Annotated in this window: 16 protein-coding genes and 1 pseudogene; all 17 read left to right on the forward strand. The window is 63.0% G+C overall.

Annotated features, from left to right (window positions below; genetic code table 11):
* Window positions 1-15 precede the first annotated feature (15 nt).
* A complete protein-coding gene (locus AOZ53_RS20895; RefSeq protein WP_054489147.1) occupies window positions 16-696 on the forward strand; it encodes a head decoration protein in 681 nt (226 codons plus the stop codon).
* A 79-nt stretch (window positions 697-775) separates the two neighbouring features.
* A complete protein-coding gene (locus AOZ53_RS20900) occupies window positions 776-1,834 on the forward strand; it encodes a major capsid protein (protein ID WP_054489149.1) in 1,059 nt (352 codons plus the stop codon).
* On the forward strand, window positions 1,834-2,091 hold the full coding sequence (locus AOZ53_RS20905; protein ID WP_054489151.1) for a hypothetical protein: 258 nt from the start codon (window positions 1,834-1,836) through the stop codon (window positions 2,089-2,091). The genes AOZ53_RS20900 and AOZ53_RS20905 overlap by 1 nt, the downstream gene beginning before the upstream one ends.
* A 1-nt stretch (window position 2,092) precedes the next feature.
* Entirely contained in the window at window positions 2,093-2,413 is a 321-nt protein-coding gene (locus AOZ53_RS20910; protein WP_054489153.1) for a head-tail joining protein, read from the forward strand.
* Window positions 2,410-2,961, forward strand: coding sequence for a hypothetical protein (locus AOZ53_RS20915; RefSeq protein ID WP_054489154.1), 552 nt, complete (start codon window positions 2,410-2,412; stop codon window positions 2,959-2,961). Before AOZ53_RS20910 ends, AOZ53_RS20915 begins: the two co-directional genes overlap by 4 nt.
* Before the next feature lie 9 nt (window positions 2,962-2,970).
* On the forward strand, window positions 2,971-3,180 hold the full coding sequence (locus AOZ53_RS20920; protein WP_054435171.1) for a DUF2635 domain-containing protein: 210 nt from the start codon (window positions 2,971-2,973) through the stop codon (window positions 3,178-3,180).
* 36 nt (window positions 3,181-3,216) lie between these two features.
* Entirely contained in the window at window positions 3,217-4,710 is a 1,494-nt protein-coding gene (locus AOZ53_RS20925) for a phage tail sheath subtilisin-like domain-containing protein (protein WP_231690654.1), read from the forward strand.
* A gap of 61 nt (window positions 4,711-4,771) precedes the next feature.
* Window positions 4,772-5,140, forward strand: a complete 369-nt coding sequence (locus AOZ53_RS20930; protein WP_054435177.1) for a phage tail tube protein — start codon at window positions 4,772-4,774, stop codon at window positions 5,138-5,140.
* A 1-nt stretch (window position 5,141) separates the two neighbouring features.
* Complete coding sequence (locus AOZ53_RS20935; RefSeq protein WP_054489158.1) at window positions 5,142-5,471, forward strand: phage tail assembly protein; 330 nt, start codon at window positions 5,142-5,144, stop codon at window positions 5,469-5,471.
* Between the two features lie 138 nt (window positions 5,472-5,609).
* A complete protein-coding gene (locus tag AOZ53_RS20940; protein ID WP_054489160.1) occupies window positions 5,610-7,607 on the forward strand; it encodes a phage tail tip lysozyme in 1,998 nt (665 codons plus the stop codon).
* A complete protein-coding gene (locus AOZ53_RS20945) occupies window positions 7,604-9,028 on the forward strand; it encodes a DNA circularization protein (protein ID WP_054489162.1) in 1,425 nt (474 codons plus the stop codon). The genes AOZ53_RS20940 and AOZ53_RS20945 overlap by 4 nt, the downstream gene beginning before the upstream one ends.
* Window positions 9,025-10,143, forward strand: a complete 1,119-nt coding sequence (locus AOZ53_RS20950) for a phage baseplate assembly protein (RefSeq protein ID WP_156333462.1) — start codon at window positions 9,025-9,027, stop codon at window positions 10,141-10,143. Before AOZ53_RS20945 ends, AOZ53_RS20950 begins: the two co-directional genes overlap by 4 nt.
* Before the next feature lies 1 nt (window position 10,144).
* A complete protein-coding gene (locus AOZ53_RS20955; RefSeq protein ID WP_054489166.1) occupies window positions 10,145-10,759 on the forward strand; it encodes a phage baseplate assembly protein V in 615 nt (204 codons plus the stop codon).
* Window positions 10,756-11,208, forward strand: a complete 453-nt coding sequence (locus AOZ53_RS20960; protein WP_054489168.1) for a phage GP46 family protein — start codon at window positions 10,756-10,758, stop codon at window positions 11,206-11,208. Before AOZ53_RS20955 ends, AOZ53_RS20960 begins: the two co-directional genes overlap by 4 nt.
* A gap of 1 nt (window position 11,209) precedes the next feature.
* On the forward strand, window positions 11,210-12,373 hold the full coding sequence (locus AOZ53_RS20965; protein ID WP_054489170.1) for a baseplate J/gp47 family protein: 1,164 nt from the start codon (window positions 11,210-11,212) through the stop codon (window positions 12,371-12,373).
* 15 nt (window positions 12,374-12,388) lie between these two features.
* Entirely contained in the window at window positions 12,389-12,979 is a 591-nt protein-coding gene (locus AOZ53_RS20970) for a YmfQ family protein (protein WP_231690655.1), read from the forward strand.
* A pseudogene (locus tag AOZ53_RS34355) lies at window positions 12,980-13,582 on the forward strand (hypothetical protein); the annotation flags it as partial.

Here is a 13,582-nt window from a genome sequence, read left to right on the forward strand (position 1 = left end):
CCAGGAGCAATACTCATGACGCTTCCCGTCAACCCCGTTGGGAACAGCCCCCAACAGCCCGGCATCCGGGCAGATGTCTTCGTCCCCGATCAGCTCATCGCGGGCGGCCTGCAGATCGTTTCGCAGCCCATCATCCTCGCAGCCGGTAAGCTGCCGCGCGGGGCGGTGTTGGGCATGATCGCGAGCAGCACCGCGGTCGCTACCGCCGCCGGCACCAATACGGGCAACGGCACCATCGGGGCCGTCGTCGTTGGTGCCGGTGCGAAGCTGGGGAATTACCAGCTGACCGCTACTGCCGCGACCACGTTCAAGGTGGTCGACCCGGAAGGCACCACGCTCGCAAATGCGGCGGTGGGGACGGCCTACACGCAAGGTGGACTGGGGTTCACCATCACCGCAGGCGCCACGGCGTTCGCGGCTGGCGACACGTTCGTTATCGACGTCAACGACGCAGTCGGCCAGTTCGTCCTCTCGGTGAAGGGGGCGACCGACGGCAGCCAGGTCCCCTCGGCCATTCTGGCTGATTACTCGGATGCCACGGCCGGCCCGGTCAACGCCGGGGCCTATGTGCAGGTCGAGGTCAACGGCCGCGCGCTGCACTACGACCCGAGCTGGACGCTGCCCGCGCTGACCGCGGCCTTGCGCCAGTACGCCATTCACGTCAAGTCGTCGGTCTCGGCCGCTGACCCGACCTAAACCCAAGCGCAACGCATGGAGAAAGGCCCCGCCGAGCGGGGCTTTTTTTGTATACGCCAAGTTCTTTTGGAGATGACGAATGTCCTCTTTGTCCTACACCACGATCGACCTGATCGGGGTCGTTCCGAACCTGAAAACCGCGCAGTCCTTCCTGCTGGACCGCTTTTTCCCCAACATCGTGACCTCCGATACCGAGGAAGTCGCTATCGACGTTGACATCGGCAAGCGCCGCATGGCGCCGTTCGTGTCCCCCCTGGTCGAAGGCAAACTGGTCGAGCAGCGCCGCTTCCAGACCAACAGCTTCAAGCCGGCCTATGTCAAGGACAAACGCGCGCCGGACCTGCTCAAACCGGTACGCCGCATGATCGGTGAGCGCATCGGCGGTGACCTGACGGGCGCCGAACGTGAAATGGCCAACCTGGAAGCGGAGATGACCGACCAGGTGGATATCCTGACGCGCCGCCTGGAATGGATGGCCGCCTGCGCGTTGCGTTCGGCGCAGGTGACCATCGAGGGCGAGGGCTTCGAAACCGTGATCGTCGATTTCGGGCGTGATGCCTCCCTGACCGTCGCCCTGACGGCCGGCCGCAAGTGGACTGCCGCCAATATCGCCGCGGGCACGGCATCGCCGACGGGTGATATCGAGGCCTGGGCAACCCGTGTCCTCAAGAGCTCGGGCGCTACGGTTTCGGAGCTGGTGTTCACCCCGAGCTCGTGGGCTGGCTTCAAGCTCGACCCGGAACTGAAGGGAGCCATCGTACTGCCCGCCCAAGCCTCGTTCGGCAACGCGATCAACCCCGGCACCGAGATCAAGCAAGGCGCGGTGTACAAGGGCAAGTGGGGCCAGTTCGACCTGTGGCTGTACAACGACTGGTTTGTGGACGAGAACGACGTCGAGCGTCCCATGCTGTACGACGGTGATCTGATCATGTCCGGCCCCAACCTGCAGGGCACGCGCGCCTTCGGCATGATCAAGGATCCTGCTTTCAATTATCAGTCGCTGCCGTTCGCGCCGAAGACCTGGATCCAGGACGACCCGGCGCAGCGATTCCTGATGATGCAATCGGCTCCCATCGTTATTCCCAGCCGGGTGAACGCCTGCCTGTCGGCCAACGTCTGCGACCCGGTGGTGGTCTGATGAGCGGCGCCAATACTCCGAAAGACAAGGCGCCGACTTCGGCCAAGCTCGTTAACGCCGTCGTGGCGCACGGGCGCGTTCTCCTGAAGGAAGACGGCGAGTCGCTGGTGGCCGGCGACGAGGTCGATCTGCCGGCAAGCGAGGTCGATCGGCTGCGGCAGCTCGGCTTCCTGGAAGACCCGGACGCGCCGGTGATTCGTCGGGACAACGGCCCGCGGTTCGGGTCCGCTGCCGGCCCGCAGATCCGCCGAGGCTGACATGGTTGATTTCGACCAGGTCAGCCAGGCCATTAACACTGCGTTTGGTGAAGAGCTGGCCTATCAACCTGCAGGCGGCGCCAAGGCCAAGGTCGTGCCGGGCGTCTTCACCGACGCCTACAAGACGGCATTCCAGGACGGCCAGGGCGGCGTCGGTTGGGTGACGACCGCACCGAGTGCGGGCTTTCGCCTGGCCGATCTGCCGCGGCCGCCTGCGAAGGATGACCGCATCACCCGGAAGAAGACGGGCGAATCGTTCCTCGTTTTCGAACAGCAGCCGGATGGAATGGGCTGGGTACATCTGAAATTGAAAAAGCTATGACGACGACAAACCAGCTGCGCGCGCTGGCCGTGCAGGCGCTCACGAACACCACCGACGCAGGTTCGAGGGCATATTCGCCACGCGATCAGGCCACCTGGGATGGAGAGTATCCCGTCCTGTTCGTGCGAACGAACGATGAGGACGGCGTGTCGTTCGGTCGAAGCGGTGCCCCGGCCTTCACAGTGACCTCGGCGCTCGTGGTCGAGGCCCGGGCGAGTCATCCCGGGGAACTGGACAACGCCGGTGCTGCAGCCCTGCAGGTCGCGTTGGAAACCCTCCGGGATCAGATTAAGGCCGCGGTCATCAACTACCCGCCGCTGATGCAGGAACTCAATCAGTTTTCCTACTTCCGCACGCGCATTACGCGGGGACCGGAAGAAGCCGGGGATCACTTGGGCGCCGTCCTGGTTGAACTGGGCCTGGAGTTTGTGCAGGGTCCGGAGGACTTCTTCCCCGTTCCCACCAATCCGCTGGAAGGGGTGGATACCCGTGTTCAGGTGCCGGACGGCACAGCTGTGCCCGGCTTGGATCTTGACCTTCCGCAATAGGAGCTTTGCATGTACATCAAACCTCGCCCGGGACTGACGGTGTTCGACCCGGTACGCAAACAATTCATGCCTGAAGAGGGCATGCCCGTGGACGGAAACGACCTGTACTGGGCCGCGCGCTTGCGCGACGGCGACGTGGTCGAAGCGGTCGCCCCTGGCGCCCAAAAGTCGGCCACCAACGAGGTGCCGCCGGCACCGCCCAATAAGGGGGGCAAGTAAATGATCCAGTTTCCCAACATCCCGCAGAACCTGCGGGTGCCGCTGTTCTACGCCGATATCGACCCGAGTCGCGCGAACACCGGTCAGATCAACCAGCGGGCGCTGATCATCGGTCAGATCACGGCCGCCGGCACCGCGGTTCCCGGCAAGCCGGCGATTTCCCAGGGCGCCAACGAGGCGAAGGTGCTGGGCGGCCAGGGTTCGATGCTGGCGCTCATGACGGCCGTATATCGCGCGCGTGACAGCTTCGGTGAGGTCTGGTATCTCCCGGTGGCTGACGATGCGTCGGCCACCGAAGCCAAGGGCGCAATCAGCTTCACTTCGGCCGCCACTGCTACCGGCGTGCTGTCCTTGTACATCGCGGCATTCTCCGGTTCGCCGGTGGTGTCGCTGGTCTGCACACCGAGCATGACGACTGCTCAACTCGCGACGGCGCTGTCGGCGCAGATCAACGCCGCCGCAGATCTGCCGGTTTCGGCCGCGGTTGATACGGTGTCCACCACGAAGGTGAACCTGACGGCCAAGAACAAGGGGCTGGCGGGCAACGACATCGACGTGCGCCTGAACTTCTACGGCGCACTGAGCGGCGAAGCGCTCCCTGCGGGGCTGGGCGTCACCATCACCCCGATGTCCGGCGGGCAGGTCAATCCGACGCTGACCACTGCGCTGGCGAATCTGGGCGACATGACCTTCGACTTCATCGCCATGCCGTACAACGACGCCGCTTCCCTGAATGCCGTCAAGGCATTCCTGTCCACGACGACCGGCCGCTGGAGCTGGTCCAAGGGCCTGTATGGGCACGCCTACGGCGGATTCCGCGGCACGCTGGGTGAATGCCATACCTTCGGCGCCACCCGCAACGACGAGCATGTGTCCATCATGGGGTTCAACAATTCGCCGACGCCCTCGTGGATCCTGGCCGCTGATCTGACGGCAGCAGCGGCGATATCGTGCCGCGCAGATCCGGCCCAGCCGATGCAGACTGTGCCGCTGGCGAGCTTCCTGCCGCCGCCGCTGGAGTCGCGGTTCCAGCTGACCGACCGCAATACGCTGCTCTATACGGGCATCAGCACCTTCACGGTGGCGGACGATGGCACGGTGGCAATCGAAAACCTCATTACGACCTACCAGCTGAACGCGTTCGGCCAGCCGGACAACAGCTATCTGGAAGTCGAGACGATGAACACGTTGGCGGCGGTCCTTCGGCGCCTGAAGCTGGTGGTGACCTCCAAGTACGCCCGCAAGAAGCTGGCGGCCAACGGCACGCGGCCGGCGCCAGGGTCCAACATCGTGACGCCCAGCACCATCCGGGCCGACCTGACCGCGGACTACCAGTCCATGCAGGATGACAGCGGCTGGGTGCAGGGGGCTGACGTGTTCGCCAAGGGCCTGATCGTGGAGCAGAACCGTACCAACCCCAACCGGGTGGACGTGCTGTATCCGGCAATCCTGATCAACCAGTTGCGCATCTTCGCCCTGCTCATGCAGTTCAGCAATATCGTGCCGGCCAGCGAGGCCGCCAGCGCGTAAACCCGCGCGGCTGTGGCATAGCGCCGCCTTCGGGCGGCGTTTTCATTTATAGGAGCCGATTATGGCGAATCTGTTGGCCGGCACCGCGCAAATCACGGTGGACGGCAATTCCTACATGTTGGAAGGGGCGGCGAAGTACAGCCCCTCCACCGTTACCCGCACCAGCCTGGTGGGCCAGGACGGATACCACGGCGTCAAGGAAATGCCGGTCGCTGGCTCGATTTCCTTCACTGCCCGCGATGCGGGGAGTCTGACGGTTTACGACTTCAACCGTATGCGCAATGCGACGGTGGTGCTGCAGCTCGCCAACGGCAAGACCGTGGTGGGCCGCAGCATGGCCTGCGTCGATGCGCAGGAGGTCGACACCACTGAAGCCACCTTCGATGTCAAGTTCGAAGGTCCCCTCGTTTCCGAACAGACCGTGAGCTGATATGCCGAAGAAAGAGATTCCCGACGAACTGACCATCGCCCTGCGCAAGCCTGTCACCCTGGGCCAGGGGGGCGATGCCGAAACCTTCACCGAGTTGGGTCTCCGCGAACCGATCGTGGAGGAAGTCCTGTCTTTCAACAAGGACAGTTCGAAAGACGCCGGCGATGCGCTGCGCAAGCTCATCGGCAAGGTGTCGGGGGTTCCGATTGCGGTGATCAACCGCATCGGGGCGCGCGACTTCACCACGGCGGCCAACTACCTGACTTCGTTCATGGCTGGCGACGAAGACGAGGCCGACGCCGGAGACGAGGATTCCAGCGTGGGAAAGTAGTCCAGCCAGTGCCTGATTGGGGCCTGATGGCGGCGGCTACGGCGAAGTTTTACGCCTGGCCGCCGCGTGACGTCCTCGGGCTACGGCTGAGTGAACTGCGGTGGTGGCACGACATGGCAGAGCGCTTGGAGGCACAACATGGCCAATGAACTGGCATTCCGAATCTCGGCGATAGATAACGCGTCGAAGGTGAGCAACAAGGTCGGGGACTCATTCTCGCGCATCGGGGATAGAGCTGCCCGTATGTCGGGGCGCCTAACGAGTATCGGCAAGACTGGCGCTACGGCGCTCGGAAAGATCACGTCAGGCCTGAATTCGATTTCGCAGGGCGCGCGAGCTGCCGCCGATCGCATTTCCTCGATCATCCCCGGTATGTCTGCGCTTGTCGGCCTGGCCGGCGCGGCCGGCGTTGGAGCGCTGGCACAACGATGGGGCGACTTGGGATCGAGCCTGCAGAGAACCTCGCGCCAGGTGGGCATGTCGACGCGGGGCCTGCAGGCTTGGCACTACGCCGCCAAGCGGGCCGGTGTGACCGCCGAGCAGTTCGACCAGAGCATGCTGTCGTCGCAAAACACTATTCGAGAGGCCGCCTTTGGGGCCAATCCGCAAGCCATGATGCTGTTGTCGCGGCTGGGAGTGAGGATATCCCGGGGGAAGGACGGCCAGATCGACTACGAGCGCACCCAGCACGACATCATGACCGCCCTGGGGAAGATCAAGAACCCCGCTGGTCAACGTACCGCTGCGGATGCACTGGGTATGGGGTCGCTGTTGCCCATGATCCAGCGGGGAACGTTCGACGCCGACCGTGCCGAGGCTGGAAAGCGGGGCTACATCTTCGGGGAAGAAGCGATCGAGCGCGCCTCGGCCTTCCAGGACAAGATCAACGGTTTGAAGGCCAGCACGGGCGCCCTTGCCAATACGATTGGCGACAAGCTCATTCCTGTCCTGACGCCAATGATCGAGAAGCTGACCTCATGGCTGGATGAGAACCGCGTGAACATCGCGGACCGACTGGCCGAGGCGGTCGGGAAGCTGACCTCGTGGATCACCAGTATCGACTGGGGGGCGTGGTACGACCGCGTGAACAAGATCGCCGACGCGTTTGGCGGATGGGGCAACGTGCTGGCTGGCATTGTCGCCATCAAGTTCGCGGCAACGTTGGCCGATTGGGGGCTTGCGATAGGCACGCTTGTTGCTAGTCTCACGGCGGCCGAGGCTGCTGCGGCGGCGCTCAAGGCGACGGCCGGCGGCAGCGCTGCAGCTGGCGCGGCTGGAGCCGCAGGCGCGGGCGCTGCTGCCTCACGTGCGCCGTGGCTTGCACGGTTTTTGAATCCGTATGCGGTCGGCGCTGGGGCGCTGTTTTACAGCAAGGACCTGAACGCGGGTGAGGATGCGACGCTGGCGAGTGCCCGGCGAGCGCAGGGCAAGAGCTATCTGACCCCCGGGGAATTCGCGCCCGGAGGAACGAACGACCCGAAGATCCTGGACATTGCTCAGAAGTTCATGGGTATGGGATGGAGCAAAGAGCAGGCCGCCGGCATCGCCGCGAACATTCTTCAGGAGTCCGGCGGCAATCCCTATAGCGTCGGGGATGGCGGCAAGGCCTACGGGATCGGTCAGTGGCACCCGGACCGCCAAGAAGACTTCAAGCGAGTATTCAAACGTGACATCCGCGACTCGACACTCGATGACCAGTTGAAGTTCTTCGATTGGGAGCTGCGCAACGGCCCGGGCCAGCAGCGGGTAGCTGGCGACCTGTTGGCGCGTGCGACCAGCGCCAACAGGGCTGCGGCCATCGTGTCCCAGTACCACGAGCGTCCTGCGGACGTGGAAGGGGAAAAGTACAAGCGCGGAATCATGGCAGACCGGATTTTTGGGGCCATGGGCGGCGGCGCCGCAGGATCTACCCAAGCGGCCAATCCCGCGCTGGGCGCGGCTGCAGGAGCGCCGGGCATGGGCAACGGCCCGGGCTTCGATGGCCTCAAGGATGCGCTGGATGCTTCTCTGCAGAAGCTGACCTTGCAGGTCAACGTATCGGCGCCACCGGGTACACGCGTCGACACAAACAGTGGTGATGGCGCGGGCATGTCGGCACGCGTGAACTATTCAATGGGCCTGGGGGCTATGCCATGAAAATCTCGGACGTCGTACAGGTCGCAGGCAGCATTGGCGGCGTCGCGAACGCCGTTGGCGACCTGCTGGGGCCTGGCGCCGGCAGCTGGGAGGCTTCGCTGCAGCAAGCTTCCTATGGGGGCGTTCCGTTCGGTGTGAACGGGGCGCGCCTGCACGCTGGTCGCCGTCAGGCAGTCCATGTGTATCCATATCGGGATGAGGTATGGGCAGAGGATCAGGGGAAGCTTCCCAGGCAGTTCCGGATCCACGGGTTCCTCATCGAGGACAGCGCCATCTATGGGGGAGGCGGCGTAGTCGGCCAGCGTGAAGCCTTTCTGACTGTCTGCGAGACCGCCGGGCCGAAGACGCTGGTTCATCCGACTCTGGGGACCATCGCGAACGTTGCGTGTCTGGATCTGGAGCTGGAGGAGCGGAAGGACCTGGGGCGCGTATTCGAGTTCACGATGTCGCTGATCGTCAGCGGCGAACGGAAGTATCCGCAAGCTGGTGAATCGACGGGCGACCAGGTTAACAAGGCTGCGGATGCCGTTCGAAAGGGTAGCCTGCTGGACATGGCGCGCAAGGTCGCTGCGGCGATCAGGCAGGGCGTTGCAGTGGTTCGCCAGGTCGTCAACACCGCGGTGCGCTACTACCAGATGGCGGTTGGAATCGTCAACGGCGTCCGACGCGTATTCAATGCTGTGTCGAGTCTGCGCGGCAACTTCGGTCGGCTATTTGGTGGCGGGAATTCGGGCTTCCTGACGTCCAATCGGAAGGCTTCCAGCAGCGCGTCGGCGGCCGATCTGCTGACCGCCAATGTGGCCGCCAGTGCGGCCGTGGTTGCTGCAGGCGTCAAGCTGCAGCAGGCGGCCGCGAATATCGCCGATACGTCGGCATATGGCGATGCTGCGAATGCATTCGTGCAATCTGTTGCCGCGACGGCTGTTGACCCCGCGGATGGCATGGCGATGCTTGGCCGCCTGGCCGTGTTCCAACCTGCCGGCGAATCTACCGAGTCTCCTATCGGGCAGGCCATTGCAACTGCCAACGTTGCATGTTCGGCCCATCTTCGACGCGTGGCAATCGCAGCATTGGCCCAGGCGGCGGCGGACTATCAGCCGTTCTCGCAAGAGGATGCCGCGAGGGTGCAGACGGACGTTGTCGGCATTTTGGATTCCGAGATCCTGATTGCTGGCGATAGTGGTGACGACGCCAGCTACGACGCATTGCGTCAGCTCAGGAAGGCCGTCGTTTCCGACCTTCAGGCAAGGGGGGGCAATCTGGCACAGATGGGGGCGTTTTCCTTCAACGCCTCCCAGCCCGCGCTGGCGCTGGCAAATCGAATCTACCGGGATCCGGCGAGAGCCGGAGAACTTGTGCGCCAGGTCAATCCTATCCACCCGGCGTTTATGCCGCCCCAGTTTGAGGCACTGTCGAAATGAATGGTGATGATCTGACGCTGCGTGTGTCCACTTCGACCCGTGTCGGACGGGGCTATGAGCTGTCCAATACGCGCGTTCTCGGGGGGTGGCAGGAGGTGCGGTTCACGAGAGGAATCGAGCGATGCCCCTCTGATTTCCTGGTGAAGATGACTGACCGCTATCCCATCGCGACGCGGCCGGATATGCAGGTACAGCCCGGGGATTACTGCGAAGTGTTCCTCGGAGAGGATCGCGTTTCCACTGGCTGGGTCGATCGCTTCGTGCCATCGTTCACCGACGGGGCGCATTCGGTCACGTTGGTTGGCCGTAGCAAGTGCCAGGACATCGTGGATTGCGCGGCAGTTTTCGATGGATTCCAACTCACCAATGCGAGCGCGCTGTATATCGCTCAGACGCTTTGCGCACCGTTCGGGATCAAGGCGAGCCTAGCCGAAGGTACGAACCAAGGCGCACCCATCGAGCAGGTGGTAATCATCGCGGGCGAGAGCGCGTATGACATCCTGGAGCGGGTTTGCCGATATCGTGGCCTCCTGCTGTACGACACGCCATCGGGTGATCTTCTGCTGTCGGGCATTGGGCTACAGGCCGCGGCCAGCGGATTCCAGGAGGGCGTGAACATTGGCTCGGCCGTCGCCTCGTACTCGATGGATCAGAAGTTCAGCGACTACTACGCGATTTATCAGGGGCTGGACCAGTTCAGCGATGTTGGCGGCGCTCCTAACCAGATCGCGCATCTGGTCGATGAAAGCGTGCCTCGATATCGGCCGCGGGTTGTGCTGTCGGAGAACCTCCTGGGCGGAAGCATGGTGGCTGAAGACAGGGCCAAGTGGGAAATGTCTCGGCGGCAGGGGCGGTCCTTCTTTGTCCGGCTGAACACCGACAGTTGGCGGGATTCGGCGGGGGCGCTGTACACGCCCAACACGATGGCTTCCCTTGCGATCCCGTCCTTGAAGCTGGGATCCGAGGCCGCACCTGTTTCGTGGTTGATCGCCGAGACGACCTACAACCGTGGACGCGCAGGTACGACCTGCGACGTGGTGCTGATGCCGCCGCAGGCCTTCTATCAGCAGCCCTTCATCTGGGCTCAATTCGCACCGGACCAAGTGGTGGGGTGATATGGAACAAGCAATTGAAAGGCTGTGGCGCCGGCTTCAGATGGTGGTTGGGCGCGGTGTTGTCACGGCCGTGGATGACAGCGGGCCGGTGCAGCTGATGCAGGTGAGGGCCAGCGGGTTGGAAGTGGCGGACAGGCGGGTGCGTCCGCAGGAATTCGGCCTTACGTCGAATCCGCCGGTGGGGTCTGACGCTGCTCTGGCAGCGGTGTCGGGCGACCGATCATCCACCATGGTGGTCGGCGTCAACCATCAAGGGAGCCGGCCGCGCGGCCTGCTGGCCGGTGAAACGAAGCTGTACAGCCAAGACGGAAAGTATGTCTACCTTACCGCCGATGGCGGGATCGTCGTCGAGGCCAAGGGCCAGGATGTGGTCGTGAACAACGCGAACAACGTGACCTGGAACCTGAGCGGAAAGTTGACCATCGTCGCGCCTGGCGGGATCGACCTGCAGACGCCCATGCTGAAGTCGACGGGCGACATGCAGGACAACTACGAGTCGAACAGTCGAACCATGAAGGGCATGCGGGACGTGTTTAACGTCCACCAGCATCCCGTCAAGAACGTCCAGGTGGGCGGATCGACCGTGACCTCTGACAAGCCCGAGGTGCCGCAATGAGCGATATCCGAACAGTTTGGGATGCTGCCGTTGCCCGCGGTGATTGGATGTTGTCGGAAGGCGCGCTACTCACCGGGGCGGATCTTTCGACTGCCATGCTGGTCAGCGTCTTCACCGACGCGATGGCAGCCCCGGATGACGTCATCCCGGATGGAACAGGAGATCCTCGGGGGTGGTGGGGAGACCAGTTCGATCCCGATGCCCCCCTGGGCAGCAAGCTCTGGCTCCTGGAGCGCGAAAAGCAGACCCAGACGACGCTCAATCGTGCCTACGACTATCTGGCCGAGGCGTTGAGGTGGCTGATTGATGATGGGGTTGTGGCGCGCTTCGACATCAGCGTGGAGTGGGTCCGAGAGTCTTTCCTCGGCGCCCAGATCATTGCCTATTCGCCTGGCGGTGATTCCCTGCACACAGGGAAGTACCTCTGGGCATGGAACGGAATCAACTGATATGCCATTTTCTCGTCCTACGCTGTCAGAACTGAGAAATCAGGTTCTGGCGGATATCAACGCCACCCTGGATGGTGCGAATGCACTCCTGCGCAAGGCTGTCCTGCGCGTGCTGGGCGTCGCTCAAGCCGGGCTTGCCCACCTGCACTTCGGCTATATCGACTGGATCTCCAAGCAAGCCGTCCCGTGGACCGCGACAGACGAGTACCTGGCGGGCTGGGGGGCGATGAAGAATGTATTCCGGAAGGACGCCGTAGCGGCCGTGATTTCGGCCCAGTTCACCGGGACGGGTGGAGTCGTCATCAGCGCCGGAATCGAAGTCAAGCGGTCGGATGGAACGGCCTACACGGTCGATTCGACTCAAGCGGTCGGTGAGGACGGCAAGGCGGTTGTCGTCCTGCGAGCGGCAGGGGCTGGAGCTGCGGGGAATTGTCCGGCCGGCACGCCTGTGACGCTTTCCTCGACCATCGCGGGCCTGCAATCCACAGGCACAGTCGTGGGCGCGATCGCTACCGGGGCGGATGTGGAGTTCCCGGACGCATACAGCGAGCGCGTCATTGCCGCGTATCAGGAGACGCCACACGGTGGCAATGCGGATGACTACGTTCGCTGGGCGCTGGCCGTTCCAGGGGTAAGCCGGGCCTGGTGCTCGCCCAATGGCATGGGGGCGGGGACGGTCGTTCTGCGATTCATGATGGATACAGCGCAGTCCCAACACGGCGGATTCCCCCAGGGCGCCGATGGGGTATCGCAGCACGATCAGGGGCCTGATGCCTTGCCGCGCGCCGCAGTGGCAACCGGCGACCAGCTGGTGTTGGCTGACGCGCTGATTGGCCTGCAGCCCGTTACCGCCCTCGTATTTGCGTGCGCGCCGGTGGACAACAGCCTGCATTTCAAGATATCCGGGCTGTCGGGCGCCGGCACGGCGACGCGAAACGCAATTTCTGCCGCGTTGGCTGACGTGCTGTTTCGTACAGGAGATGCCCGCGGCGGGACGATCAACCGCAACGATATTGAGGGCGCAATTAACAGCGTTTCTGGCGCTTCAGGCTGGCTTTTGGTCGAGGTGGCCGGGACAGTTAGTGGCGTTGTGACGGTATACCCGGGCAACGTCACGAACCTGATCGGGCAGCTGCCAACGCTTGGCGGCGTCACGTACCTATAGGGGCGAGGAATGGGCTTGAAACTACGCGCGGGAGACTTCCTCCAGGCGTTCATGAGTCTCTTGCCACGGGGGCGGGTCTGGTCGCGGGATGCAAGCAGCGTCCAGAGTCGCGCTTTGCTTGGCTTGGTGACGGTTTACGAAGTCAACACGGCTCGCGCAAATCAACTTCTGGTTGACGCCTTCCCTGGCTCAACCTACGAACTCCTTCCGGAGTGGGAATTAACGCTGGGGCTGCCGGACCCTTGTGCAGGACCGGCGCCGACGATCCAAGCCCGCCGGGCGCAGGTCGTCGCGCGGCTTACGGCCACTGGCGGCCAGTCGATACCGTACTTCACCGGATTGGCGAAGCGTCTTGGTTATGACGTGGCGGTGAGGCAATTTATGCCATCCCGATTTGGAAAGCGCTTCGGCACGCCTTTTGGTGGGGAGGACTGGGCGCACGCCTGGCAGGTGAACGCGCCTACCTTCACCGTCAACCGGCTTCACTTCGGCGACTCGTTTGGCGGCCCTTTCGCCTACTGGAGTAACAACGTTCTGCAATGTGAACTGCTGGCTTCAAAGCCCGCGCACACATTGCTCAATTTCTCGTATTCGGAGCAGACCTGAATGGACCTTCTGATTGCACCCTACACCGTCACCAAGGAGCAGGCCGATGCGGCTCCTGCCACCGGCACGCCTGGCTGGGCTACCGATGGCAATCCTTCGACGAACAAGCCTGCAACGCAGTGGCCCGCCTACGCATTTAACGCGATGCAGGAAGAACTGGTCGCTTTAATTCAAGGCGGGGGCCAGACATTGAATCGTAACGACAACACCCTGTTGTTCAAGGCGGTGAAGGCACTCATTGAGTCTAATCTGGAGCGCTTCGCACCGTTGGAGTCGCCAGAGTTCACTGGTACACCAACTGCGCCCACGCCTGTTGTTACAGATAACTCGACGAAGCTCTCCACCACTGCGTTTGTGAAATCTGTCGTCGCTGGCGTCGCCGCGGTTCCGGCAACAACATTGGTTTCTGGAATCTCTCGGCGCGCTACGACGCCGGAGGCTCAGGCGCTCACCAGTAGCGACACGACGCTCAGCCCCGCGTCGTTGAGAGCGGCATTTCAGGGTACTAACTATTCGGCCACGTTCAACGGATTCCAGATCCTGCCGAGTGGGATCATTGAGCAGTGGGGGGTTGTCGCGCTCGTCACGTTACCTGCGAACAGC

The sequence above is a fragment of the Achromobacter sp. 2789STDY5608621 genome (genome assembly GCF_001299375.1).
Taxonomy (GTDB): domain Bacteria; phylum Pseudomonadota; class Gammaproteobacteria; order Burkholderiales; family Burkholderiaceae_B; genus Achromobacter; species Achromobacter insuavis.